The sequence below is a fragment of the Rhodococcus sp. C3V genome, from assembly GCF_029269915.1.
GTDB classification, from domain to species: domain Bacteria; phylum Actinomycetota; class Actinomycetes; order Mycobacteriales; family Mycobacteriaceae; genus Rhodococcus_F; species Rhodococcus_F qingshengii.
This window is the reverse complement of sequence record NZ_JARJBE010000009.1, coordinates 210,359-233,258: the sequence shown is the minus strand read 5'-3', so window position 1 is coordinate 233,258 and position 22,900 is coordinate 210,359. Positions and strand designations below refer to the sequence as shown.

At 63.1% G+C, this 22,900-nt stretch carries 26 protein-coding genes; 11 read left to right on the top strand and 15 right to left on the bottom strand.

Annotation, left to right across the window (positions count from 1 at the left end; all coding sequences use genetic code 11):
- Positions 1-53 precede the first annotated feature (53 nt).
- Both P3G66_RS23170 and P3G66_RS23165 read left to right on the top strand, forming a co-directional pair.
- Positions 54-1,469, top strand: coding sequence for an MFS transporter (locus P3G66_RS23170; RefSeq protein WP_276117149.1), 1,416 nt, complete (start codon positions 54-56; stop codon positions 1,467-1,469).
- Positions 1,466-2,635 (top strand): thiolase family protein, encoded by a 1,170-nt coding sequence (locus tag P3G66_RS23165; RefSeq protein WP_042452159.1) that lies wholly within the window; start codon positions 1,466-1,468, stop codon positions 2,633-2,635. The genes P3G66_RS23170 and P3G66_RS23165 overlap by 4 nt, the downstream gene beginning before the upstream one ends.
- A 28-nt stretch (positions 2,636-2,663) precedes the next feature.
- Here P3G66_RS23165 and P3G66_RS23160 read toward each other — a convergent pair whose 3' ends face one another.
- Entirely contained in the window at positions 2,664-3,320 is a 657-nt protein-coding gene (locus P3G66_RS23160) for a methyltransferase domain-containing protein (protein ID WP_042924200.1), read from the bottom strand.
- A 240-nt stretch (positions 3,321-3,560) separates the two neighbouring features.
- Between P3G66_RS23160 and P3G66_RS23155 the strand changes: the two genes are divergently transcribed.
- Positions 3,561-4,502: a DUF808 domain-containing protein gene (locus P3G66_RS23155; RefSeq protein ID WP_007726787.1), complete on the top strand. Its 942-nt coding sequence runs from the start codon at positions 3,561-3,563 to the stop codon at positions 4,500-4,502.
- Here P3G66_RS23155 and P3G66_RS23150 read toward each other — a convergent pair.
- Complete coding sequence (locus tag P3G66_RS23150; RefSeq protein ID WP_276117148.1) at positions 4,499-5,452, bottom strand: YafY family protein; 954 nt, start codon at positions 5,450-5,452, stop codon at positions 4,499-4,501. The genes P3G66_RS23155 and P3G66_RS23150 overlap by 4 nt on opposite strands.
- A 64-nt stretch (positions 5,453-5,516) precedes the next feature.
- Between P3G66_RS23150 and P3G66_RS23145 the strand changes: the two genes are divergently transcribed.
- On the top strand, positions 5,517-5,981 hold the full coding sequence (locus P3G66_RS23145; protein WP_276117147.1) for a pyridoxamine 5'-phosphate oxidase family protein: 465 nt from the start codon (positions 5,517-5,519) through the stop codon (positions 5,979-5,981).
- Here P3G66_RS23145 and P3G66_RS23140 read toward each other — a convergent pair.
- From P3G66_RS23140 to P3G66_RS23130, 3 genes are all read right to left on the bottom strand, one after another.
- Positions 5,971-6,900 carry a cation diffusion facilitator family transporter gene (locus P3G66_RS23140; protein WP_007726784.1) on the bottom strand — a complete coding sequence of 310 codons (930 nt, stop codon included), beginning with the start codon at positions 6,898-6,900 and terminating at the stop codon, positions 5,971-5,973. The two genes, P3G66_RS23145 and P3G66_RS23140, sit on opposite strands and share 11 nt — an antisense overlap.
- Positions 6,901-6,991: 91 nt before the next feature.
- Positions 6,992-8,137, bottom strand: a complete 1,146-nt coding sequence (locus P3G66_RS23135; protein ID WP_003944297.1) for an FUSC family protein — start codon at positions 8,135-8,137, stop codon at positions 6,992-6,994.
- The gene (locus P3G66_RS23130; protein ID WP_276117146.1) at positions 8,124-8,540 is read right to left on the bottom strand and encodes a DUF3151 domain-containing protein; all 417 of its coding nucleotides are present in this window, start codon (positions 8,538-8,540) and stop codon (positions 8,124-8,126) included. The genes P3G66_RS23135 and P3G66_RS23130 overlap by 14 nt, the downstream gene beginning before the upstream one ends.
- Before the next feature lie 125 nt (positions 8,541-8,665).
- Between P3G66_RS23130 and P3G66_RS23125 the strand changes: the two genes are divergently transcribed.
- The gene (locus P3G66_RS23125; protein ID WP_276117145.1) at positions 8,666-9,499 is read left to right on the top strand and encodes a nuclear transport factor 2 family protein; all 834 of its coding nucleotides are present in this window, start codon (positions 8,666-8,668) and stop codon (positions 9,497-9,499) included.
- A 79-nt stretch (positions 9,500-9,578) separates the two neighbouring features.
- Here P3G66_RS23125 and fbaA read toward each other — a convergent pair whose 3' ends face one another.
- Positions 9,579-10,616 carry a class II fructose-bisphosphate aldolase gene (gene fbaA, locus P3G66_RS23120; protein ID WP_007726777.1) on the bottom strand — a complete coding sequence of 346 codons (1,038 nt, stop codon included), beginning with the start codon at positions 10,614-10,616 and terminating at the stop codon, positions 9,579-9,581.
- A 181-nt stretch (positions 10,617-10,797) separates the two neighbouring features.
- Between fbaA and P3G66_RS23115 the strand changes: the two genes are divergently transcribed.
- Both P3G66_RS23115 and P3G66_RS23110 read left to right on the top strand, forming a co-directional pair.
- Positions 10,798-11,535 carry a VTT domain-containing protein gene (locus tag P3G66_RS23115; protein WP_003944390.1) on the top strand — a complete coding sequence of 246 codons (738 nt, stop codon included), beginning with the start codon at positions 10,798-10,800 and terminating at the stop codon, positions 11,533-11,535.
- A 29-nt stretch (positions 11,536-11,564) separates the two neighbouring features.
- Positions 11,565-12,227 carry a DedA family protein gene (locus P3G66_RS23110; protein ID WP_003944306.1) on the top strand — a complete coding sequence of 221 codons (663 nt, stop codon included), beginning with the start codon at positions 11,565-11,567 and terminating at the stop codon, positions 12,225-12,227.
- Between the two features lie 11 nt (positions 12,228-12,238).
- On the opposite strand, the gene P3G66_RS23105 is transcribed toward P3G66_RS23110, so the two are convergent.
- Both P3G66_RS23105 and P3G66_RS23100 read right to left on the bottom strand, forming a co-directional pair.
- Positions 12,239-13,366, bottom strand: coding sequence for a GTP-binding protein (locus P3G66_RS23105; protein WP_275231811.1), 1,128 nt, complete (start codon positions 13,364-13,366; stop codon positions 12,239-12,241).
- A gap of 44 nt (positions 13,367-13,410) precedes the next feature.
- Positions 13,411-14,763 (bottom strand): LLM class flavin-dependent oxidoreductase, encoded by a 1,353-nt coding sequence (locus P3G66_RS23100; RefSeq protein WP_075832523.1) that lies wholly within the window; start codon positions 14,761-14,763, stop codon positions 13,411-13,413.
- 91 nt (positions 14,764-14,854) lie between these two features.
- Here P3G66_RS23100 and P3G66_RS23095 point away from each other — a divergent pair, with 91 nt between their 5' ends.
- The gene (locus P3G66_RS23095; protein WP_275231809.1) at positions 14,855-15,853 is read left to right on the top strand and encodes a GNAT family N-acetyltransferase; all 999 of its coding nucleotides are present in this window, start codon (positions 14,855-14,857) and stop codon (positions 15,851-15,853) included.
- On the opposite strand, the gene P3G66_RS23090 is transcribed toward P3G66_RS23095, so the two are convergent.
- The 5 genes from P3G66_RS23090 to P3G66_RS23070 all read right to left on the bottom strand — a co-directional run bounded on the left by P3G66_RS23090 (position 15,816) and on the right by P3G66_RS23070 (position 19,855).
- Positions 15,816-16,523 (bottom strand): alpha/beta hydrolase, encoded by a 708-nt coding sequence (locus P3G66_RS23090; protein ID WP_054187134.1) that lies wholly within the window; start codon positions 16,521-16,523, stop codon positions 15,816-15,818. The genes P3G66_RS23095 and P3G66_RS23090 overlap by 38 nt on opposite strands.
- Before the next feature lie 11 nt (positions 16,524-16,534).
- Positions 16,535-17,656, bottom strand: coding sequence for a glycoside hydrolase family 76 protein (locus P3G66_RS23085; RefSeq protein ID WP_003944321.1), 1,122 nt, complete (start codon positions 17,654-17,656; stop codon positions 16,535-16,537).
- Between the two features lie 57 nt (positions 17,657-17,713).
- Positions 17,714-18,406 (bottom strand): TrmH family RNA methyltransferase, encoded by a 693-nt coding sequence (locus tag P3G66_RS23080; RefSeq protein ID WP_042452183.1) that lies wholly within the window; start codon positions 18,404-18,406, stop codon positions 17,714-17,716.
- Entirely contained in the window at positions 18,406-19,005 is a 600-nt protein-coding gene (locus tag P3G66_RS23075) for a DUF6636 domain-containing protein (RefSeq protein ID WP_042452185.1), read from the bottom strand. The genes P3G66_RS23080 and P3G66_RS23075 overlap by 1 nt, the downstream gene beginning before the upstream one ends.
- 67 nt (positions 19,006-19,072) lie before the next feature.
- On the bottom strand, positions 19,073-19,855 hold the full coding sequence (locus tag P3G66_RS23070) for an SDR family oxidoreductase (protein WP_003944309.1): 783 nt from the start codon (positions 19,853-19,855) through the stop codon (positions 19,073-19,075).
- Positions 19,856-19,889: 34 nt separating this feature from the next.
- On the opposite strand from P3G66_RS23070, the gene P3G66_RS23065 reads away from it, so the two are divergent.
- Positions 19,890-20,333, top strand: coding sequence for a hypothetical protein (locus P3G66_RS23065; RefSeq protein WP_007726759.1), 444 nt, complete (start codon positions 19,890-19,892; stop codon positions 20,331-20,333).
- 4 nt (positions 20,334-20,337) lie between these two features.
- On the opposite strand, the gene P3G66_RS23060 is transcribed toward P3G66_RS23065, so the two are convergent.
- Together P3G66_RS23060 and P3G66_RS23055 are read right to left on the bottom strand one after the other, a co-directional pair.
- Positions 20,338-21,051: a lysoplasmalogenase gene (locus P3G66_RS23060; RefSeq protein ID WP_007726757.1), complete on the bottom strand. Its 714-nt coding sequence runs from the start codon at positions 21,049-21,051 to the stop codon at positions 20,338-20,340.
- A 49-nt stretch (positions 21,052-21,100) separates the two neighbouring features.
- Entirely contained in the window at positions 21,101-21,781 is a 681-nt protein-coding gene (locus P3G66_RS23055; RefSeq protein WP_276117144.1) for a lysophospholipid acyltransferase family protein, read from the bottom strand.
- Between the two features lie 63 nt (positions 21,782-21,844).
- Here P3G66_RS23055 and P3G66_RS23050 point away from each other — a divergent pair, with 63 nt between their 5' ends.
- The gene (locus P3G66_RS23050; RefSeq protein ID WP_007726755.1) at positions 21,845-22,408 is read left to right on the top strand and encodes a TetR/AcrR family transcriptional regulator; all 564 of its coding nucleotides are present in this window, start codon (positions 21,845-21,847) and stop codon (positions 22,406-22,408) included.
- A gap of 33 nt (positions 22,409-22,441) precedes the next feature.
- A complete protein-coding gene (locus P3G66_RS23045) occupies positions 22,442-22,885 on the top strand; it encodes a MarR family transcriptional regulator (RefSeq protein ID WP_003944339.1) in 444 nt (147 codons plus the stop codon).
- Positions 22,886-22,900 lie beyond the last annotated feature (15 nt).

Genomic DNA, 22,900 nt, shown 5'->3' with positions numbered 1-22,900 from the left:
TCACCATACCCCCTGGCTTGCCATAACCATAGCCAGAGTCTAGATTGCTGACTATGGAACTTCATAGCCAGCCGGTGCGGATCGGACCCCTGCTCGCGATACTGTCGGGGGCGCCGTTTGTCGCCAGCCTCGATCTTTTTGTGGTCAACGTGGCCTTCGGCGACATCGCCAAGAGCTACCCGGGTCACTCGCTCGGCGAGTTCAGTTGGATCCTCAACAGCTACGCGATCGTCTACGCCGCACTGTTGATACCCCTCGGACGCTGGGCGGACAGGATCGGGCACAAGCGCGCCTTCATCGCCGGCCTCGCACTGTTCACCCTCGCCAGCGCCGCCTGTGCCTTCAGCCCGTCCTTGTGGGCACTGGTGGTCTTCCGTATCGTCCAGGCAGTCGGCGCCGCAGCGCTCACCCCGGCCAGCCTCGGGCTTCTGATCAATGCGCTTCCCGCCGCGAAACGTCAATCCGGCGTTCGCATCTGGGCAGCCGCCGGCGCTGCAGCAGCTGCATTCGGCCCTGTCGTGGGCGGCATCCTCGTAGAGGCCTCGTGGCGCTGGGTCTTCCTGATCAATGTTCCAGTGGGCATCGTGTTGCTCTACTTCGCAGTCCGACTCGTACCGGATACAACACACAAGGATCCCGATGCCGGTATCGACTTCGTCGGCGCTGCCCTCCTCACCGTCGGAATCGGCTCTCTCGCCCTGGCACTCGTCCAGGGTCCGGACTGGGGATGGACCGACAATCGCGTTCTGATCGCCTTCGCCGTGGCTGCCGTGACACTACTCTCGTTCTGGTGGAGCAACTCTCGTCACCGGACTCCGTTGATTGCTCCGGATCTTCTGAAGATCCGCTCGTTTGCCTGGTCCAACGTCACCGCCATCCTGTTCAGCGCAGCATTCGCCGCGGGTCTTCTCTCGAACATCCTGTGGCTCCAGGAAGCCTGGGGATACTCCGCTCTGCGAACCGGTTTCGCCGTCTCACCGGGTCCGCTTCTCGTTCCGCTGTTCGCCATCGCCGGCGGATCGCTGACGCGCAGGTACTCGGCGGGACGCGTCGCCGCACTCGGCAGCCTTCTGTGGGCAGTCGGAACCGTACTCGTTCTCGTCTCGGTTGATACGACGCCCAACTACGCGACCGGACTCCTACCAGGCTGGATCATCGCCGGGATCGGTGTCGGTCTTGCCCTGCCGACCATTCTGTCGCAGGCCACGGCGGATCTGGCACCTGCCAGATCGGCCACCGGTAGCGCAATCGTCAGCATGAGCCGACAGATCGGAACCGTTCTCGGCGTGAGCGTTCTGATCGCGGTTCTCGGCTCTGCTGTCGACTACGACACCTTCCGCCAGGCCTGGTGGGTGATCTTTGCCGTCGCGCTTGTGTCTGCCCTGGCATCACTGGGAATGACGCCTGCGACCACACCCACCCCGGTTGTCCCTGCTGAATCCGCCATCCCTGAAAGGAATTTGTCATGAGAGACGCAGTTATCGTCGAAGCCGTTCGCACTCCGATCGGCAAGGGAAAGGCGAACGGCGCCCTGCACGGCATCAACGCCGTCGACCTCCTCGCCCACAGCCTCAAGGCGGTAGTCGAACGCACTGGAATCGATGCAGCATTGATCGACGACGTCATCGGTGGAGCGGTAAGCCAAGTCGGTGAACAGAGCCAGAATGTCACTCGCACTGCCCTTCTCGCCGCAGGCTACCCTGAGTCGGTACCGGGAACCACCGTCGACCGACAGTGTGGAAGTAGCCAACAAGCAGTTCATTTTGCCGCTCAGGGCGTCATTGCCGGTGCGTACGACATCGTTGTCGCTGCCGGAGTCGAGTCGATGAGCCGAGTCCCTATGGGCTCGAGCAGCATCGGGCGCGAATCACTCGGCGTGGGTTTCGAAGAGCGCTATCCGGACGGTCTGGTACCGCAGGGCATCAGCGCCGAATTGATCGCCGCCAAGTGGGGACTGAGCCGCACCCAACTCGACGAGTTCTCGGCGTCGAGTCATCGGAAAGCCGCGCTGGCAACCGAGAGTGGGTACTTCACCAAGGAACTCGCCACGCTCCCGCAGCTGTCGGTCGACGAGGCCATCCGCCCCGGCACCACGGTCGAGACCCTGGCCGGCCTACGGACCGCCTTCGAATCCGACTACTACGCACAGCGATTCCCACAGATCGACTGGTCCATCACCGCGGGCAACAGCAGCCCGCTTTCGGACGGCAGTTCGGCGGTGATGATCACGACCAGTGAGATCGCCGCGAAACTCGGCCTCACCCCGAAGGCACGATTGCACAGCTTCGCAGTTGCCGGCGACGATCCGCTCTACATGCTCACCGCGGTCATCCCGGCTACACAGAAGGTCCTGGCCCGTGCGGGATTGACGGTCTCGGACATCGATCTGTTCGAGGTCAACGAGGCCTTTGCCCCCGTCGTCCTGTCGTGGGCAGCGGACACCGGCGTCGACCTGTCCAAGGTGAACGTCCACGGCGGCGCCATCGCGCTCGGCCACCCACTGGGCGGCAGCGGAACGCGGATCATGACCACCCTGGTCAACGCGATGGAGCAGCGCGGCGCGCGCTACGGACTCCAGACCATGTGCGAGGCAGGTGGGTTGGCAAACGCGACCATCCTGGAGCGTCTGGGCTGAGCGATCCCCGATGGACGGCATTCCGACATCAGTGACCGAGTGCCGTCCATTCGGGATCCGGCTTGCGCGCAACGACCCGAAACACGATTCCGCCCCGGCCGCTGCGCTGCACCTCGTCGATCAGGAAACCGGCGTTTTCGAGGTATTCAACCGGTTGACGGGTGAGATGATCGGCACCGAACCGAACAAAAAGCGGTTCGACGACCTTCATCAACGTACGAGCAACAACGTTCTTGCTCGGTCCGTGCTCGGCGAGGACGAATCGACCACCGGGTACCAGGACTCGAAATGCTTCGTTCGCAACTCGGTCCGGATCGGGGATCGTGCAAAAGGCGTAGGTCGAGACCAACGTGTCCACGCACTCGTCGGGAACATCGAGTGCTTGCACGTCTCCGAGTCGTAGGTCGACTTCGGTCTTCACTCCTTCGGAGACCTTGAGCCTGGCCTGATCGAGCATCGCAGTCGAGATGTCCACGCCGATGACGTAATCGACGTCGTCTCCGTAGAGAGGCAGGTTCAGTCCGGTACCCACGGCGATCTCGACCACGCGGCCATGCGCCTGGTCCACGGCCCATTTCCGGGCGTCACCGAGCACAAAGCGTTCGAAGCGCCCGATCTGTCGGTCGTAGTGCGCCGCCATTGCGTCGAAAGTCTTGGCGACCTGTGCAGTGTCTGGTTCACGCATAGTGCCCCGTTTCGATCGATCTTCTGTGCAGTCTTACACGCGAGCACCGGGTCGGGAAGACCTTTCGTGACGAAGGGCAACCGACCTCGCGAGGTCGTCCCTGACGGATGCCCCCGGTATCGTTCCAGGTGACCTGACCTCACCTACGACGATCATGGATAGAGACCTCGTGCGATCAAGTAACTGCGTCACCGGTTCGGTCCGGCCACCTTTTTCCACTGATTCCACTGGAGGTCTGTGATGGCCGGCGGACTCTTCGCCCTGCTCGACGACGTCGCAGCCCTGGCTCGCATGGCTGCCGCCTCGATCGACGACGTTGCCGCCGCAACCGGTAAGGCGACCGCCAAAGCGGCCGGCGTGGTCATCGACGACGCAGCCGTCACGCCGCAGTACGTCCGTGGGCTCGCAGCCGAACGCGAGTTGCCCATCATCAAGCGCATCGCCATCGGATCGCTGCGCAACAAGCTGCTGATCATCCTTCCGATCGCCCTGCTGCTGAGTCAGTTCCTCCCCTGGCTGCTGACGCCACTGTTGATGGTCGGCGGCTGTTACCTCAGCTACGAAGCGGTTCACAAGATCTGGGGTGCAATCTTCGGCCACGGTGACCACCACGAGGCCGCTGACGAGCATCCTCGCGACGAAGAAGCAGTGGTTTCGGGCGCCGTCCGCACCGACCTGATCCTGTCCGCCGAGATCATGGTGATCGCACTCAACACCATCGCAGGCGAAGGCTTCTGGAGCCGATTGGTGATCCTTGCCGTCGTGGCGGTCGTCATCACCGTGGTCGTCTACGGCGTCGTCGGACTGATCGTGAAGATGGACGACATCGGATTGAAGATCGCCGAGACGTCGTCTGGCTTCACCCACAAGGTCGGCCGAGGCCTCGTTCGCGGCATGCCTCACGTGATGTCGGTGCTCTCGGTCGTGGGTACCGCCGCGATGCTGTGGGTCGGTGGCCACATCCTGTTGGTCGGCATCGACGAACTGGGCTTCCACCCGCTCTACGACGCCGTTCATCACGGCGAAGAAGCAGTCAGTGACATCGCCGGAGTCGGTGGCGTGCTGGCGTGGATCGTCAACACACTTGCCTCGGCAGCACTGGGCCTGGTGGTTGGCGCCGTTATCGTCGCCGCTCAACTGGGTATCACCCGCATGCTCGCAAAGCGTTCTGCGACGGCTTAGCTGTCGTGCCCGTGGCGGAGCACCATCTGCTCCGCCACGGTGCGTATCCCTTCACGCAAAGACGAGGGTTCGAGCACCTCGACGTCGGCTCCCAGCCCGATCAGCTGCGAGAGCGCGACAGCTTCGCTCTCGAGTTTCAGCTCGGCACTGACCCATCCGTCGTTGTCCTCTGGCCCCACTTCGACTGCAGCGGCAAGCTCGCCCACCACATCGGGGAGCCTGCGCCTCCCCTCGGGCGACAACCGCACCCGGCAGTCGAAGCGAAGCAGCGACCGGTCGAACTCGGTCATCGACGCTGCCCACCACGACGGCAGGTCGAAATCCGCCGGGCGGGCGAACGAATCATCTTCTACGACGGCGTTTTTGATGCGGCCGACCCGGAACGAGAGCGTACGTCCGTTCAAACCTGCCACGAGATACCAAATTCCGGCTTTGATGACCAGACCCAGCGGTTCGACCGTCCGCTCGCGATCGCGATAGGCGAAGCGCAGTCGACGTGAGTCCAGCACAGCGGATGTGACGATCGGAAGCGCAGAGATGTCGTCGACGCCGCCGAACCAACCCGGAACGTCCACGAGAATGCGGTCCTGCCACAACCGTGCGCTCTCGCGCAGCGGACCGGGCAGGGAGCGGAGCAGTTTGGCCCCCGCCGAACCGACGGCGTCTGATCGTCCGAGATCTGCAGCGATGGACGGCACACCCAACAGCATGAGTGCGGACGTCTCGTCGTCCGTCATGCCGGACAACTTGGACTGCCATCCGTCGAGCAGACGGATGCCACCACCGGGGCCGCTCTCGGTCCAGATCGGCACACCGGCAGCCGACAACGAGGCCACGTCGCGGTAGATCGTCCGCACTGACACACCGAACTCGTCGGCCAACTGCTCGGCGACGACGCCGCGACTCCCCTGCAAACGCAGCATGAGTTGGAGCAACCGCGCGGATCTCATGGACCGAACATTACCGAGAATCACTGACAGAAGTTGTCAGGAATAGCGGCGCACAATGACCGTCATGGTCACTTGGAAGCAGTTCTCCGAAGAAGTACCCGCTCTTGCCGTCGCGGTCCAAGCACGATTCAAAGCCCACAAGCATCACGTCCTCGCAACGCTGCGCAAGGACGGTTCACCGCGGGTCAGCGGCACCGAAGTCGAAATCCTCGACGGGCGTCTGGTGCTCGGTTCGATGTTCGGCGCACTCAAGGCGAAGGACCTCATCCGTGACGGGCGCTACGCCCTCCACAGCAATCCCGGTGAGCACACCATGGAGGGCGGCGATGCGAAGATCGCCGGACTCGCACGCGAGGTGACCGGCGACGAGTTCGAAGCCGTGCTCGTAAGCTACACCTACGAGGTTCCGAAGCCTCTGCACCTCTTTGTCCTCGACATCGACGAGGTGGTGCACACGACTGTCGACGACGAACACATGTATGTCGATCTCTGGAAGCCGGGCAAGGAGATCACCCGCTTCACCAAGTGACGTTCTTCTCGCAATGCTCGCCGTTGGCACACGATTCCACCTGAACGGTGGCGTGGGAAAGACCGTGACTCTCGAGGACGGTGCGCGCGGATTCCAGAACGTTCGACGAATTCGCGTCACTGGTCAGGTGGACCGTCGCGACATCCATGCCGGTGGTGAGCGTCCAGACGTGTAGGTCGTGAACACCCATCACGCTCGGCAGCGCGGCCAGGTCGGCCTCGACTGCCTCGACGTCGACGTCGGCCGGCGACGCCTGCGTCAGAATGCGCAGCGATGCTGCGGCCAGTTTGATCGCACGCGGCACCACCCACAGCGAGATGAGAACACCGACGACGACGTCTGCCCACGTCCAGTTGAACAGCAGGACAAGGCCACCGGCGATCAGAACGCCGACGCTACCGACGGCGTCGGCAAGCACTTCGAGGTAGGCACCACGCACGGCCAGGCTGTCCTTGGAATCGCCGCGCAGCATCAGCATCACGACGATGTTCGCGGCCAGGCCGGCGGCCGCCGTGATGATCAGGGCGCCGCCCGGGATCTCGGGTTCGTTACCGATGCGGCCGATTGCCTCGTAGAAGACCCAGGCGGCGACGGCCAGCAGCATCACCGCATTGGCCATGGCGGTCAGCACTTCGGCGCGGTGCCAACCGAAGGTCCTGGCAGCGGTGGTGCTGCCCCTCTTCGCGAGCAGCAGCGCCGTCAGTCCCATGGCCATACCCACCACGTCTGTGAGCATGTGACCGGCGTCGGCAAGCAGAGCCAACGAGTTGATCAGGATGCCGACCGTGGCCTCGAGTACGAGGAACGCAACGAGGATCGCAAGCGCGATCGCCATTTTTCTGATGCGTTGCGGTGACGGTCCTACGCCGACCGAATCTGCTGCCGAGTGGCCATGTGAATGACCGTGCCCTGCTCCCATTTGTCCTGTTCCCTCCCAAGTCCTTCTCAGAGCATATGCATACATTCGCATACATACAATGAGTTGCTCAGTGAGCGGGAAACGGCAGAGGTCAGTGATCCGGCTCGTAGGCGGGATGAGGCACGGTGGGCGGCAGAGTGGCGATCGACGAGATTCGCTTCATGCCCGCGACCTGCAACAGGTCGACGACCAGCGATCGAATCTGGGCGAACACCACCGTCGAGGACAGGCCTGCGTTCTCCACTATCGCCGGTTTCAGTTCCTTCGCCACCGAGCGCAGGACGCGCGCTGCTTCGGCCTGATCAGGCTGCTCCCCCGGCTCCGCCAGGATCATGTCCTCGAGAACTTCGACGGCTTTCGACAAGCGCTCGACCTGAGCCACCAGACGCGGATCGAGGATCTCGTCGTCCCTGACCAACGTCAACGAACGACGCGCGAGCACTCGAATGTTGCGCATCGCGTTGTCGATGGGATCGGCTGTCGCCATGAGCCTTTCGAGGCGAGGCCGACTGTTCCAGTACAGCGGGGAGATTCGGCTGATCTCGCGCCCGCCGAGAAGGTTACTGCGCAACCCGTCGATGGCACCCTGAGTTGCGCGCGCCTTCTGCAGTGCCTTCACGATCGGGTCCGGGTCATTCGCGACGAGGCCGTCTGCCACCAATTGCAGTACCTCGGAAGCGGTTCCGAGGATCGATGCAGCATCCTTGCGCGCGCGTCGTACCGGGTGGGTGGGGATGATCGCGACCACCGCGATACCCACCAGGCCACCGACAAGGGCATCGATCATTCGATCGGGACCGCCGCTGCCGCCCGGCGGGATCAGCGTCGCCACCAGCACAGCCGAGTTTCCCGCCTGCATGGAGAAGATCGGCCCGCTGTTGAGAAGCACCGCGACGGACATCGCCAGCACGACAACCAAACTGATCTGCCACGGTCCGCTCCCGATACCGGAGATGATCAGGTCACCGATTCCGATACCGACCGTGACTCCCGCAACCAACTCGAACGAGCGTCGTAGTCGTGCACCCAACGACAGACCGAGCGAGACCACAGCGGCAATCGGCGCGAAGAACGGCGCGTGGTGCCCGATCACCGTGGTGGCAACCCACCACGCCAATCCGGCCGCCAAGGCACATTGAATGATCGGTAGCGCCGACGTCTGAAGCCGACGCACCGATTTGCGAGCCCGGTCCTTGATGCCGGCCCGGCTCGGACGGAAACTGCTAACCGAGGCCAAGCGCTTCGGCGGCGTTGGGATCGCAGTCTTCGAGCAGATCGAGGCAACGCGCGTACTCGTCGGCTTCACCGATCGTCTTCGCGGCCTTGGCCAGGACTGCGACGCAACGCAGGAAACCACGGTTCGGTTCATGGCTGTAGGGCACGGGACCGAAACCCTTCCAACCGTTGCGACGCAGTTGGTCCAGTCCGCGGTGGTATCCGGTACGCGCGTAGGCGTAGGCCGTGATGGTTTCGCCCTTGTCCAGGGCACCCTCGGCCAGGTAGGCCCACGCAATGGAGGCAGTGGGGTGGTCGGCCGCTACCTGGGCCGGATCAGCGTGGTTGAGCAGTGCCGATTCCGCGTCGTCGTCGCCGGGAAGCAGAGTGGGCTTGGGTCCGAGCAGGTCACCGAATTGGGTCATGCGCTCATTGTGCCCGCTACGCCTTTCTGCCACAGGACCGCCTCGCCGACGGTCGGAGTTATGCAGGCTACATACCGGTCGTTACCCTGACATGGTCATTGCTGCATAAGACCGAAGGGTTACCCGTGCCGGACTCGAAAGACGACAACTCGAAAAAGAGCGCAGCACCGAAGGGTGCGCCCGAGAAGTCGGCCCCGACCGAACCTGCGACTGTGGCGATCCAGAAGACAGACAAGGCCTCGAAAGCGGACGGCGACGCCAAAGCTGCCAGCGCACCAACCGTCGCGATCCCCAAGGCAACTCAGGCACCCACAGCAGCACCGACACCCCAGCCCAAGCCGGAGCCCGCCACCGTCGCGATTCCGAAAGCCACGCAGCCGACACCACCACCCCGGCAGGCTCCGACCCCACCACCACCGCAGCAGCGCGCCGCGCCTCAACGTGTGGGTGTCGCAGCGACCCCACCGCCGCCTCAGCCGATGCCGACTCGCATCGAGCCCGCCGCGCCGGAGAAAACCAAGCGCAGCGGCAAGGGTTGGTACATCGCGGCAGCAGCGGCCGGCGTCGCCGTCCTCGCGGCGATCGGCGTCGCCGTATTCGTCTCGTCCAACAGCGGTAGCGGTGAAAGCTCACCCGAAGCTCAGGTCCAGACCGCCATCTCGACGTACGTCGACGCTCTGCAGACCGGCGATCTGGCAACGCTGCGAACGTCGACCTGTGGGGCGTTGGGCGAGTACTACCGCACCATTCCCGACGCAGCGTTCGCGCAGGTCCACGACAATGCCGTCGCGCAGAAGACGATCCCGCAGGTCGGAGCCGTCGACGCGGTGCGCATCACCGACGACACCGCGATCGCTCAGGTCCAGGCGAGTTTGCCGAGCACGGGCGAGCAGTCGTGGCGCACGTTCGACCTCGAGCGCCAGGACGGCACGTGGAAGGTCTGCGATCCCAGCAAGTAGGTACCTGAACAGAAAATGCGCGCCGGCGAGAATTTCGCCGGCGCGCATTTTGTTCTGTGAAGCGCAGTTGTGAAACCGATCAGCCTGCCGACACCGAGCGTCCGGCCGACTTCAGGTCGTTGCACGCCTCGACGACGCGAGCCGTCATGCCGGCTTCGGCCTTCTTGAGGTAGCTGCGCGGGTCGTATGCCTTCTTGTTTCCGACCTCGCCGTCGACCTTGAGGACGCCGTCGTAGTTGGTGAAGAAGTGTCCGGCGATCGGACGGGAGAACGCGTACTGGGTGTCGGTGTCGACGTTCATCTTGACGACGCCGAAGTTCAGCGAGTCCTCGATCTCCGACTTCAACGATCCCGATCCACCGTGGAAGACGAAGTCGAAGGGCTGCGAACCGGAAGCCAGACCGAGCTTGGCAGCGGCGACCTTCTGGCCCTCTTCGAGTACCTCGGGCTTGAGCTTGACGTTGCCCGGCTTGTAGACGCCGTGGACGTTGCCGAAGGTGGCGGCAAGGAGGTACTTGCCCTGTTCGCCGATGCCCAGAGCATCGACCGTCTTCTCGAAGTCTTCGCTCGAGGTGTAGAGCTTGTCGTTGATCTCGGCTTCGACGCCGTCTTCTTCGCCGCCGACGACACCGATCTCGACCTCGAGGATGATGCGTGCAGCCTTCGAGAGGGCGAGCAGTTCCTTGGCGATGGCCAGGTTCTCGTCGATCGGGATAGCCGAGCCGTCCCACATGTGCGACTGGAACAGCGGGTTACGACCGGCGTCGACGCGCTCCTGCGAGATCGCGAGCAGCGGACGCACGTAGGTGTCCAGCTTGTCCTTCGGGCAGTGATCGGTGTGCAGCGCGATGGTGACGTCGTACTTTGCCGCGATCACGTGTGCGAACTCGGCGAGCGCAACAGCGCCGGTGACCATGTCCTTGACGCCCAAACCGGAACCGAACTCGGCGCCGCCCGTCGAGAACTGGATGATGCCGTCACTGCCGGCGTCCGCGAAGCCCTTGATGGCTGCGTTGATGGATTCGGAGCCGACACAGTTGATGGCGGGGAAGGCAAAGGAATGCTCCTTGGCCCGACCAAGCATCTCGGCATAGACCTCGGGAGTTGCGATAGGCACGGCGGGAGTCCTCCATATACGTGTCGTTCGGAGCGCTCGGCGATGTGAAAGCGCTTCGTGTGGTCCTAGCAGTATGGCAAGTCCGACTCGTCACGTCTCTTTGCGGTCTCGGCCCGCCGCCACCGACGCGATGACCTGCGGTGGTGGGAAACACTCAGATTCGGCCGGTACTCTGGCCACCGTGAATGTGCAGGCAGCAACTGAATCCGTGACGAACCTGGCCTTGCTGCCCGGCTTCCTCGATCCCGTGAACCTCTTGAATTCCTTCGGAACGTGGGTTCTGGTGGGATTGCTTCTGGTGGTCTTCATCGAATCAGGCCTGCTGTTTCCGCTCTTGCCCGGCGATTCGCTCCTCTTCACCGCAGGGCTGATCGCGGCGTCCAAGTCCACCGAGATCGAACCGTTCGCGCCGCTGTGGGTGCTCCTGGTGACCATTCCGATCGCCGCGATTCTGGGTGACCAAGTCGGGTTCTACATCGGCGCCAAGGGCGGAACTGCCCTGTTCAAGACGGACGACGCGCGGTTCTTCAAGAAGAAGTACATCGACGAGTCACACGCCTTCTTCGAAAAGCACGGCCCGATCACCATTATCCTGGCTCGGTTCGTGCCGATCGTGCGTACTTTTGCTCCGGTTGTCGCCGGCGCTTCGAAGATGAAGTACTCACTGTTCCTGACGTACAACATCGTCGGCGGCATCCTGTGGGGTGCCGGCGTGACTTTGCTCGGCTACCTCCTGGGGCAGATCGAATTCATCCGCGACAATGTCGACTACATCTTCATCTTGATCGTACTGGTGTCGGTTCTGCCGATCGTCTTCGAAATCGGGAAGCGAATTCTGGCGTCGAGACGTGGTGAAACGGCGAATACTTCCACTACGGACAATTCGACGGTGACAGTCCCCGAAGACCCCACCCCCTGATTGCAGAACGAGGCGAAGAACTGACGACGATGACGCTCGCATCCGGCAGTTTCTCCCCGCTCGAGACTGCCGGGCCTCTGTTGGTCTGGATCATCGTCGTCACGTTCGTCTTCATCGAGTGCGCGATCATCCTCGGGTTGTTTCTCCCCGGTGATTCGCTTCTGATCACAGCCGGAATCGTTCTTGCCGGCCACGAATCCGGCGCGGGCCACGTGTGGGCGTTGTCTGTCGGTGCGATGATCGCGGCCATTGCCGGCAACCAGGTCGGGTACGTCATCGGCCACCGGACCGGCAATCACATCAAAGCCCGTAAGGGCGGCAAGTACTTCACCGAGAAGAACCTGCACCGCGTGAACATCCTGTTGGAAAAACACGGGTTCTGGGCGGTCCTGATTGCTCGCTGGGTTCCGTGGGTGCGCACCCTGTGCCCGATGGTCGCGGGCGCAGCCAAGATGAACCACACGCGCTACACCATCGCGAGCACCATCGGCGCGATCATCTGGGCGCCCGTGCTCCTGCTACTCGGTTTCTACGGTGGCTCGTTCCTCGATCGCGTGCCGTGGTTGCTGCCCGCCGTGCTGATCGTGATGATGGTCAGCTTGGTCATCGGTACTGCGCTGGGAATCTGGCAGTACCGCAAGGAGATGGCCCGACCGGCCGAAGACGTCGAGGTCGAAGAAGTCCTCGACTAGAAGCTGACTGCTCAGTGCAGGTGGCCCTGGTCCCACGCCGGCAGCGGGTCCTCGTAGCGAGTCCATGCCCGCGGCCCTTCGCGTAGTTCGTCATCGGTCAGCAGAGCCGGATCGAGGATTCGTGACGGCGCCGCCGGGTCCAGTTTCACTCCGATGAACACGATCTCCTGCCCTGGCACCTCCGCCGCCGACGCCCACAGTTGAGCCGGTTCGATGACGAGGTTGGGGCCTGCCTGCGACCAGATCGCGGCGAACTCGGGCCGACTGGCGATCCAGCAGAATCCCTTGCTCCGCAGGAGTCCGGCGAACTGACCGAGCGCGGCCTCGAGTCGCGTCGGATGAAAGGGTCGCGAGGCGCGGTATGTGACGCTGCGTATTCCGTATTCCTCGGTTTCCGGGGTGTGCCCACCGGCCAGTTCCTCGTCCCAACCGGGTACCTGCGCAGCAAGTTCCGGGTTGTAGAGACCGGTTTCGAGGACACGGTCGAGGGTGACTTTGCCGTGATCTGTTCGAATCAGTTGAGCGGTGGGGTTGAGCCTACGAAGCGTCGCCTCGACGGTTCCTGCCGCCCGCGGGCTCACCAGGTCGGTTTTGTTCAGCAAGATGACGTCGGCGAACTCCACCTGATCGACCAGGAGATCGGAGATGCTGCGTCCGTCCCCCTCCCCGGCTTCGAGGTTGCGCTCGTCCAGTCGTTCGCCTTTTGCCAGTTCGCCGAGGAAGGTCGACGCGTCCACCACGGTCACCATGGTGTCGAGCTTCGCGAGCGAGCCGAGGCTGAATCCGTCCTCGAATTCCCAGTCGAAGGTGGCCGCCACCGGCATCGGTTCGGAGATGCCGGTGGACTCGATCACCAACTGATCGAACCGTCCTTCTCGCGCGAGAGCGCCGACGGCGTCGATCAGATCCTCACGCAGCGTGCAGCAGATGCATCCGTTGGTCAGCTCGACCAACTTCTCTTCCGTGCGGTCGAGATGACCCTGGCCCGCGACGAGGGCCGCGTCGATGTTGATCTCGCTCATGTCGTTGACGATGACGGCGACCCTCCGGCCATCGCGATTGGCGAGAATGTGGTTGAGGAGTGTGGTCTTGCCTGCGCCCAGAAATCCGGACAGCACGGTTACCGGTAGCTGCTTCATTCCTTAATGGTAACCATTGTCATTATGGACAACAGCGGGCGGGCCTACTGCACTGCAGAGGCACTACCCGAGAACTGGCTCTCGGGCCTCGGCAAACCGAAATGATCACGAAGGGTCGTACCCGTGTATTCAGTCCGGAAAAGACCGCGATCCTGCAGGATCGGGACCACACGCTCGGTGAAGATCTCGAGCCCACCCGGGTAGTACGGCGGCATGACGTTGAAGCCGTCAGCAGCACCGCTGGTGAACCATTCCTCGATCGTGTCAGCCACCTGCTCGGCGGTTCCGGCAAACACCCGGTGTCCGCGCGCACCCGCCAAACGATGAAGCAGTCCCCGAACCGTCGGACGCTCACGCTCGACGATGCCGGCGATCACCTGCAATCTACTTTGCTTGTTGTCGGTGACATCACCTGCCGCCGCGAACAATTCGACGGGAACCGGTGCATCCAATTCCAGATTCCGAACATCGGTCCCGGTGAGTGCACCGAGTTGCGCGAGCCCGTACTCCGGCGAAGTCAACTCGTTGAATTCTCGCTCGAGCGCCTTGGCTTGTTCCTCGGTGTCACCGATGAACGGGCTGATTCCCGGCAGAATCTTGACATGATCGGAGTTGCGCCCGAACTGCGCAGCCCTCGACTTGATGTCGGTGTAGAACGCCTGCGCATCGGAAAGTCTCTGGTGCGCTGTGAAAATCGCCTCCGCATACTGACCGGCAAACGCGCGACCGTCGTTGGACGCACCGGCCTGCACCAGCACCGGGTATCCCTGCGGAGTTCGCGGTGCGTTGAACGGTCCCCGCACCCGCAGATGCCGCCCGACGTAGTTGATCTCGTGAATCTTGTTTCTGTCCGCGTAGATTCCGTTCTCCCGGTCCAGACTGATCGCGTCGTCCTCCCAGCTGTCCCACAACCGCACCACCGCGTCGACAAATTCCCTTGCACGCGAATACCGGTCCCCGTGATCCGGGTGCTTGGCCAGCCCGAAGTTGGCTGCCGCCAGATCCGTACCCGTGGTGACGATGTTCCACCCCGCGCGTCCGTTCGAGATGTGGTCGAGCGAGGCGAACAGCCGAGCCAGGTTGTACGGCTCGTAGTACGTGGTCGACGCCGTCGCGATCAATCCGATTCGCTCGGTCGCCACTGCAATGGCCGTCAACAAGGTGATCGGCTCCAATGTCCCTGCGGGACCGTGCTCGACGTCGCTGCGCAACGCGGGACCGTCGGCGAAGAAGATTCCGTCGAACTTCGCCGCCTCAGCAGTGCGAGCGATCTCCTGGAAATACGTGACGTCGAACAGACGTTCCGGGGTTGTCCACGGATGACGCCACGCCGCTTCGTGATGACCGGCGGGGTGGATGAACGCGTTGAGGCTCAGTTGGCGCGGAGAATCAGACATGCCTGAATGCTGGCAACTGCCGCCGCAGTCCGACAGGGTTAGGGTTCGCGTGATTCCAACTCAGGGTGGGCAGGTCGGTATCGTCACATGGGTGAGCCGCGTAGTTGTAGCCGAGTTCGTACCGTCCGGAGCGACAGCAACTGTTCTTCATCAGTGGTGTGAGGTGTTCGCCGAAGGCCAGCGTCACCTGTCCGGGACTGCGCCGACAGCGACTGCGCTGATGGAAATGATCGAGGCCGAGGACAATTCGGCCGATGTACGGCGTTGGATTGCACGCGACGCCGGCACCGACGAGGTCCTCGGCATCGCCCAGGCACGACGCAACTCGGCCGAAGCCGATCTCGCAGAGTTTCGGATGTACGTGACACCCCACGCGCAGCGACGAGGGGTAGGACGAGCGCTTGCCGAACTCGTCGAAGTCGACATCGCCGGGTTCGGCGTGCGAAGAATCAGAGTGACGGCGCTCGTCGGAAGCGCAGCCGAGCATTTCCTGCGATCGTTCGACGGTCACCGCGTGTTGCTTCGGTTGGCCAACCAGGTTCAGCACCTCAGCCCTCCCACCGCACACAGCACCCGCCCCGGCTATCGAATCGTCAGTTGGCGCAACCGAACCCCGGACGAGCTGATCCACTCCTTCTCGGAGGCATTGAACCGACTCCTCGACGCGCCGGGCGCTGAACTGCAGGTGCCCGAACGTAATTGGGGAGCCGACGAGGTCAGATCGTGGGAACAGAAGATGACGGGTGGCTCTCGAGTACTCCTGGTGTGCTGCGCGGTCGACGACGGCGTCGGCGAAGTAGCCGCAGCGACAGTGGTGACGGTGGACGAACATGACAGCACCCACGCATCGCAGCACGACACCGTGGTACTTCCCCAGCACCGCGGACACGGTCTCGCTCAGTGGGTCAAGGAGCAACAAGCGTCTGTGTTGGCAGCTGAATTTCCCTCCGTGCGAAAGATTTACACAACGGTGAACGCGGAGAATCACCCGATGCTGACCGTCAATCGGAGCCTGGGATACCAGACCGTCGCGGAGCGGATCCTGGTGGAAATCAGGAGAGCCGAGAGTGCGCCGCACAAGCCTCGGTGACGATCTTCCTCCACAGGAGCGGGTGAGACTGCCAGAAGTTGTGCGCGACACCGTCGACGACCTCGAAACTGCCGTTAGGCACGAGCTCGGCCAGTTGCTGCAACGGCCACGACGGGCGAATGTCGTCGGCCGCCGCGAGAAATGTCATGGGCACTGGTGAGTCGGCCAACTGCCGAAACAGCTGTGGTTCATGGATCCATTCGATGAACGATTCTTGAAGCGATTGCCAGACAACAGGTTCCCAAGGTATCTGCGGGTCCGGCTCGATTCCCGCTTCGTACTGCTTCGACCATGTCCGGTCCTTGTGGAGGCCGTGCCCCGCGATGCCGACGACGCCGGACACCGATTCCGGACAGTCGAGTGCGTACCGCACCGCCAAGTCGGATCCCCACGAGTGCCCCAGCACGACCCAGCTGTCGATCTCGAACGTGCGTCGGACGAGTTCGAGGTCCGCAACGGCCTGCGCCATCGTATGAGCGCCGCCACCGGACCGGCCGACTCCGCGTGGCTCAGGGCACCACGCGCGCATTCCTTCCGGAACCAGCTCGTCGTGAGCAAGATAGTGAACGCATCCCGGGCCGCCGGAGAGAACCAGAACGTCCGCCCCTGCCCCACCGACATCGACGTGAAGACGTACGCCGTCCGTGTCGACCACGTGCCGGGATTCCATGAGGAAAAAGCCTAACGCTTACGCGGGTATCCAGCCGCCGAGACGACAAAGGCCGCCTCCATGAGCATCCACCCACCCACCTGCACCGAGAGGTCTCGCTCGGGCACGCTCGACGAGCGCACCGTTCCGGCGGCGAAGGTGGCGATGTCGCCGGACAGACTCGGCAACTGAGCATCCTTGGTCCAGTCGTGCCCGAACAGCGGCAGGCCTTCGATCTGCAGTCTGTTGTTCCAGGCAGCTTCCGCGGAGGAGAGAACGATCTGCGCTGCGAGTTCGCGCGCTCGCAGGTCCTCGTGAGTCTCCCAGGACAGGTTCACCACCACGAACGCGAGGTAGCGAGCCAGGATTGCGTTGAACAGTCCGCCGTCGCCTCCGCCACCGCCCGTGATAACTCCGTACTCGGTCATGCCGTCGTACACCGCGTCGACGAGTTTGTGGACTCGCTCGCGGTGGCGCGGTTCGCCCAATCGCGTCGACAACTCGGTTTCCAACCCCAGCGTGACGCCTTGACAGTACGAGTAGATCGCGCGCTCGAGGGTGCCGTCGCGGCGGATACCGTCGAAGATCAGTCCGGAGTCCGGATCCCGCAGCGTCTCGTCGATCCAGTCGGCCGTTGCCTGCGCACGCCAGAGTTTTCCGGTGCGCGCCAGCATGATTCCGGCGGGTCCGTTTGCCGGCGTGTTGTAGAAATCGGAGCCTTTGCACCACGGAATACCGCCGCCGTCGGCCGGGGACCACGAATCGAAGAGTTGCGATTCGAGCGCCTGAACCGCGGTTCGGTGATCGACCGAGAACATGCGTTGCGCACGTTCGAGCGAAAGGCCCAGCCACGCCATGTCGTCGTAGTAGTTGTTGGTCCACGCCGAGACGTTGCGGACCCGCACACTGCGGGCAACCTTCGCGACCCGGCGACGACGCTTGGGGGTCGGGTCACGTTCGAGTGCGTCGATCGCAGTATCGAGCAGGTGCGCTTGCCACCAGTAGTGCCACGGCTTGAACATCCGCTCGCGTCGAACAGCAGGCCAGGCAACCACGCCGAGTGCTGTCCGGGGCATTCCCCACAGGCGCCGAAGGTGACGACTGACTATCGCGCCCTCAGCCGCATCGGCCCGCTCTGCCCACACTTCCTGCATAACTACCTATCCTGTCTGGTCGAGGCGCTACACGCTAGCCGGAATTCGCGGGCGAGATCAGCGGGAATCGGCGAGATCGGCATGCTCACGTACCCACGCGTGCATCGCGATGCCGGCCGCGACACCGGCGTTGATGCTGCGAGTCGAACCGAATTGTGCGATCGAGACCGTCATGGACGCAACCTCTTTCGCATGATCGGTCACTCCGGGGCCTTCTTGACCGAACAGCAGGATGCACTCCCGCGGCAGGCTTGCCGTTTCCAGCGGCACCGACCCCGGGGTGTTGTCGACGGCCACGATCGTGAGTGAATTCTCACGGGCGTACTCGACGAGTTCGCCGATGTCTGCATGGTGAACGATGTGCTGGTATCGATCGGTCACCATGGCGCCCCGCCGATTCCAGCGCCGACGCCCCACGATGTGGACCGCGGCCGCGGCAAACGCGTTGGCCGTGCGGACCACCGTGCCGATGTTGGCGTCGTGCGCGAAGTTCTCGATGGCGACATGCATCGTGTGACGGCGCGAGTCGATATCCGCGACTATCGCTTCCCGCGTCCAGTACCGATACTCGTCCAAGACGTTTCGACGATCACCCTCGGCCAGAAGTACCGGGTCGTAGCGCTCGTCGGTCGGCGGTTCCGTGTCGTGCTCCTCGGCCCAGGGTCCGACGCCGTTGGGATTCTCGCCCCACTCGGTGGGTCCCGGTTCACCGGCTCCGCCGGACACGTCGTCGGCTGCGACTTCGGTCATCAGAACACCTCGTTGGAATCTGCAGCCACGGTGAAGCCGTGCGTGGTCTGATCGTTGACACACGAGACGTCTGTCGCGGTGGTCGTACAGGTGAAACCCAGTTTGCTCAGCGGTTGACCGGCCGCCAACACCGGATCGGCGTCGGGGCCGCCAGAGGTGTACACCTCTCCGCCCGAACACATGAAAGCACCCTCACCCTGGTCGGTGACGCGAATACCGTTGCCCCAGTTGACCATGCAGCTCTCCGGCCGCGGCGGAACGGGAGTGGTCGTTCCCTCGCACCCGGCTTCGATTCTGGTGGGCAACTTGATGATGCCGCACTGGAAGTTTCCGTCGGGAGTGGTGAAGTAGTACGACTCGTTGCGCTCGAACTGCACGTCCGTGAGTGTCGTCGTCGGTGGCAGCGTCGTGGTCGGTGGTTCGGTGGTCGTGGGGACGACGGGCGCGACGGTGGTGGTTGTCGTCGGCACTGCGGTAGTGGTGGACGAACTGGGCTGCGCCGCTACGGTCGGCGCTGAATCCGCCTCCCCGCTGCACCCTGCGAGCACGAGCGCCGACCCGACGCCCAACAAGACGAACCCCACCCGAACACGAACCACCCGACTACCTCCACACACGTCATCTTGGCCCAGCAACAGCCGACAGTGCACTCTATCGTGTGGTCGACTAAGTGCTGGTGACGCGCTTGTTCATCAGCCGTGAGAGCCACGCGGGCGAGAACCGCGACGCGCTGAGGAAGAGCTTCGCCTGAGTTCCGACCGGGTAGTGAACCTTGTGCATCCGACCGGCGCCGCGTGTGGCCGCCCACAGTTCCTGCGCGACGTCGGTTGCAGTCAGCTTGATACCCAACGATCTGGTGGCTCCGGTGTCCATTCCAGTGACCATCGCGGTCTGGACGAACAACGGCCAGAGCGCGAGAACACGGATGTCGTGCTGTGCCCATTCCAGATCGAGCGCCTCGGTCAGGCCGCGGATCGCGAACTTGGTTGCACCGTACGTCGCCAGTTCGGGCTGGCCGTAGATCGCCGAAGCGGAGCACAGATTGACCACCTGGGCGCCGACGGTATCGCGGAGGTACGGGAAAGCCGTGTGCGTGCCGTTGAGGGTGCCGGTGATGTTGATGTCGACCATTCGGCGATGCGCCGCAAGAGAAATATCCTCGAACCGTCCCGACGAGAGCACGCCCGCATTGTTGATCAGGATGTCCAGACGCCCGGACTCCCCGGCAAAATCGGCCAGACACTGCGCCCATCCGGCCGGATCGGTGACGTCCAGGACACCCGTCACGACACTGCCGCCGAAACCGTCGATCTCGGCCTTCAAGGAGGCAAGGCCGGCGTCGTCGATGTCGAACGCGCCGACGCGGTATCCGTTGCGCGCGAACAACAGCGACGTCTCCCGCCCGATTCCAGCCGCAGCACCGGTGATGAAGACGTTCGGTTCGCTCATCCGGTCAGGCTATCCTGGATGTGGAGGAAATCTGATGAATCACCGTCGCGTCGTACACACCGTGTGTTTCATCGCGGTGGGGTATCTGATCGTGCTCGCCGTGTGGCTCGGATGGCTGGTCGAGCACACTCCGCCTGGCACGCTGCCCTATCAGATCGGCGGGCTGCTCGCCGCTTTCGGCTCGGTTCTCGGATTCGGAATGGCATGGGCCAACCGCCCGACCCGCGCCGAGCGCAAACTCGAAAAGCACGGCCTCGAAGGGTGGGCACGAATCGACACCGTCACACCCCTGCGCCGAACCGTCGACGGCGAATTGGCCAAGCTCGCACTCCACCTCACGGTTCCAGGTTCCGATTCGTACTCGGGCCGGATCGAGTACGAGATCCGACCCGAGTACAAAGATAAGATCACTCCCGGATCCACGGTCACCGTCATGGTAGACCCGAAGAACCGAGACCGAATCATGCTGTGCCCGTGAAGGACTAGACGCTCTTCTTGCGTCCCAGCGCCAACATGCCTTCCACCAGCATCAGCTGCGCTCCCGCGTACGACGCCAGGATCACACCCTCGGCAGCAGCGCGGCCGGCGGTCCCGCGGATGAACAGACGACGCACCACGATCAGTCCGTCGGATGCGGTGAAGAGCACTCCGCCCAATCCGAGCCAGGAGCGTCGATCCTTGTTCGGGACGACTACGTCGAGCACGGCCTTTGACTGCGGTGCCAGAGCGGGGTCCGCCGACAACGTCGAGGTGGTTCCCAACATCAATCCGTATCCGGTGAGCGGCGTCGACACGCTCGGGGCCTTGGCACGGAGCAGTCCGGACGCCGTCGACCAACCGCTGATGCGGGGCCGCAGGGCAGCGCGGGTCGGCCGAGCGCCGCGCCGCAGCAGGAGCGCCGAGTAACTGGCCTGCATCACCGCGAACGAGGACGCGCCCTTGATCAGACGAGCATCGTTGTCCGGGTCGATCATGAACACGTCGCCGACAGTTGCAGCGGCGAGACCGGCCAGAAGCAGTGCGGTATCGGCAGTTTCCGTCTCCGAGCGCTTGCGCAGCACTCGGGCGGCCAGAGCGGGTGCGATCAACGGCTTCGCGATCTGCTGAACCCGCTCGTTACCGACTACTGCCCCGACCACTGTCGCTGCCGTCGCCGCCGCAAAAACTGCGTGCTCGATGCCCCACTTGCCCGCCATCACAATCCTCCTGTTGGTTACACGTCCAACAGCGACCGTACTGGGTCACTCAGGCGGCATCGCCGGATTTGACGGCCGCGCCGTTAACATCGACGTATTCCTGCCCCGACTGGTCACAGAGCACTGCCATCAATTCGTCCGTCGCCGCACGCACGACGGCCTGGTAGCCACGAAGTTCGCGGTACCGAGAGAAGTCGATCGGCTCCCCTACCGTGATCCGGACCTTGCTGAAGCGCCACATCCGCGTACCCGGCGGGTTGACTGCGTCGCCGCCGTGTACGACGACGGGAATGACCGGCGCCCCGGTTTCCAATGCAACTCGAATCGCTCCGGTCTTTCCCTTGTACAGGCAACCGTCGGGTGATCGTGTTCCCTCGGGGTAGATCCCCCAGACACCACCCTTGTCGAGAATCCCGATGGCCGTGTCCAACGCCGCACGGGAGGCGTCGGCGCCGCTACGGTCGATCGGCACCTGACCGGCCCCACCGAAGAACCAGCGCTGCATCGCGCCCTTCACACCGGTCCCGGTGAAATATTCACTCTTCGCGACGAAGGTGATGCGTCGGCGCACCATGAGAACCAGGAAGAACGAGTCGACGACTGCCCGATGGTTGCCGGCGAGAATCACCGGCCCTTTCTTGGGGATGTGGTGCTGACCCTCGATCGTCGGCCGCCCGAACAGCCAGAGGACCGGGCCGATCAGGACGTATTTGAACAGCCAATAGAGCACAGGGCATCACCTTTTCCGTCTAGTAGACAGTGTCTACGACGAGAATAGTAGACACTGTCCTCCATGACTGTCAGCAGCCTTCGCGAAACACTCGTCGCCACCGGCGTCGAGATTCTCGATGCCGACGGCGCCACAGAACTGACGCTACGGGAGATAGCGCGTCGGGCGGGCGTGTCGCACGGCGCCCCGCGGAGATACTTTCCGACCCACAACAGCCTGCTAGCCGCAATTGCCTCACACGGCCTGCGCGATCTCGCCGACAGACTCGATCCCGTCCTCGCCGGCAAACAATCCGCTCGTAGCCGATTGATCTCGGCAGCAATCGAATACGTGTCATTCGCCCAGGAGCGACCGGCGATGTTCGAGTTGATGTTTCGCCACGACCTCCTCGAGGGCGCAGGCAGCAACCTCCGAGAGTCTTCTCTCCCACTCTTCGCCGCCCTGCAATCCCTGACCGAAGAGGCCGACGCCTCCGATCCCACCACATCTGCGTTGAACATCTGGACCGGAACCCACGGCATCGCAGTGCTGGCGGCAAATCGAAGCCTCGCACTCGTCGCACCCGACCTCGATGTGCCGTCGCTGGTAGCCACCGCCGTGACGGACCACCTTCCACGGACTCGTTGATTTACATAGTTAACCTATGCAATAATATTTTTCGTGACAGACGAAGAACAGCAACTGCACGAACTACTCGTCGACCTCGTGAGCAATACGCACCGCTTCGCGAAGCTGGCAGGCTCCTTCGCGTCCGATCAGTACCCACGCGCCTGGCTGCGCGCACTCTCGTTACTCGAGGAATACGGCGAAATGCGGATCAGCGACTTCGCTCGACTCGACAGAAGCTCGCAGCCCTCTGCCACTGCACTACTGCGCAAACTCGGCGAGAACGGTTACGTCGAACGCCGCGCCGACCCCGAGGACGCCCGGGCAGTTCGAGTGGCCATGACGGACAAGGGCCGAAAGATCTTGAACGACGGTCGAAACGAGATCGCCGACGCTCTAGTCCCCCACTTCGTCGAACTCGGGCCCGAGCAGATCAAGAAACTGGCCGACGGATTGGCCGAATTGCGGTCCATCATCAAGACTTCCGATCCCAGCTGAAACACCCACCACTGA

Coding starts and splice junctions, on each gene's coding strand:
- P3G66_RS23170 (WP_276117149.1), top strand. CDS start 54: ATGGAACTTCATAGCCAGCCGGTGCGGATCGGACCCCTGCTCGCGATA.
- P3G66_RS23165 (WP_042452159.1), top strand. CDS start 1,466: ATGAGAGACGCAGTTATCGTCGAAGCCGTTCGCACTCCGATCGGCAAG.
- P3G66_RS23160 (WP_042924200.1), bottom strand. CDS start 3,320: ATGCGTGAACCAGACACTGCACAGGTCGCCAAGACTTTCGACGCAATG.
- P3G66_RS23155 (WP_007726787.1), top strand. CDS start 3,561: ATGGCCGGCGGACTCTTCGCCCTGCTCGACGACGTCGCAGCCCTGGCT.
- P3G66_RS23150 (WP_276117148.1), bottom strand. CDS start 5,452: ATGAGATCCGCGCGGTTGCTCCAACTCATGCTGCGTTTGCAGGGGAGT.
- P3G66_RS23145 (WP_276117147.1), top strand. CDS start 5,517: ATGGTCACTTGGAAGCAGTTCTCCGAAGAAGTACCCGCTCTTGCCGTC.
- P3G66_RS23140 (WP_007726784.1), bottom strand. CDS start 6,900: ATGGGAGCAGGGCACGGTCATTCACATGGCCACTCGGCAGCAGATTCG.
- P3G66_RS23130 (WP_276117146.1), bottom strand. CDS start 8,540: ATGACCCAATTCGGTGACCTGCTCGGACCCAAGCCCACTCTGCTTCCC.
- P3G66_RS23110 (WP_003944306.1), top strand. CDS start 11,565: ATGACGCTCGCATCCGGCAGTTTCTCCCCGCTCGAGACTGCCGGGCCT.
- P3G66_RS23105 (WP_275231811.1), bottom strand. CDS start 13,366: ATGAAGCAGCTACCGGTAACCGTGCTGTCCGGATTTCTGGGCGCAGGC.
- P3G66_RS23100 (WP_075832523.1), bottom strand. CDS start 14,763: ATGTCTGATTCTCCGCGCCAACTGAGCCTCAACGCGTTCATCCACCCC.
- P3G66_RS23090 (WP_054187134.1), bottom strand. CDS start 16,523: ATGGAATCCCGGCACGTGGTCGACACGGACGGCGTACGTCTTCACGTC.
- P3G66_RS23085 (WP_003944321.1), bottom strand. CDS start 17,656: ATGCAGGAAGTGTGGGCAGAGCGGGCCGATGCGGCTGAGGGCGCGATA.
- P3G66_RS23080 (WP_042452183.1), bottom strand. CDS start 18,406: ATGACCGAAGTCGCAGCCGACGACGTGTCCGGCGGAGCCGGTGAACCG.
- P3G66_RS23070 (WP_003944309.1), bottom strand. CDS start 19,855: ATGAGCGAACCGAACGTCTTCATCACCGGTGCTGCGGCTGGAATCGGG.
- P3G66_RS23065 (WP_007726759.1), top strand. CDS start 19,890: ATGAATCACCGTCGCGTCGTACACACCGTGTGTTTCATCGCGGTGGGG.
- P3G66_RS23060 (WP_007726757.1), bottom strand. CDS start 21,051: ATGGCGGGCAAGTGGGGCATCGAGCACGCAGTTTTTGCGGCGGCGACG.
- P3G66_RS23050 (WP_007726755.1), top strand. CDS start 21,845: ATGACTGTCAGCAGCCTTCGCGAAACACTCGTCGCCACCGGCGTCGAG.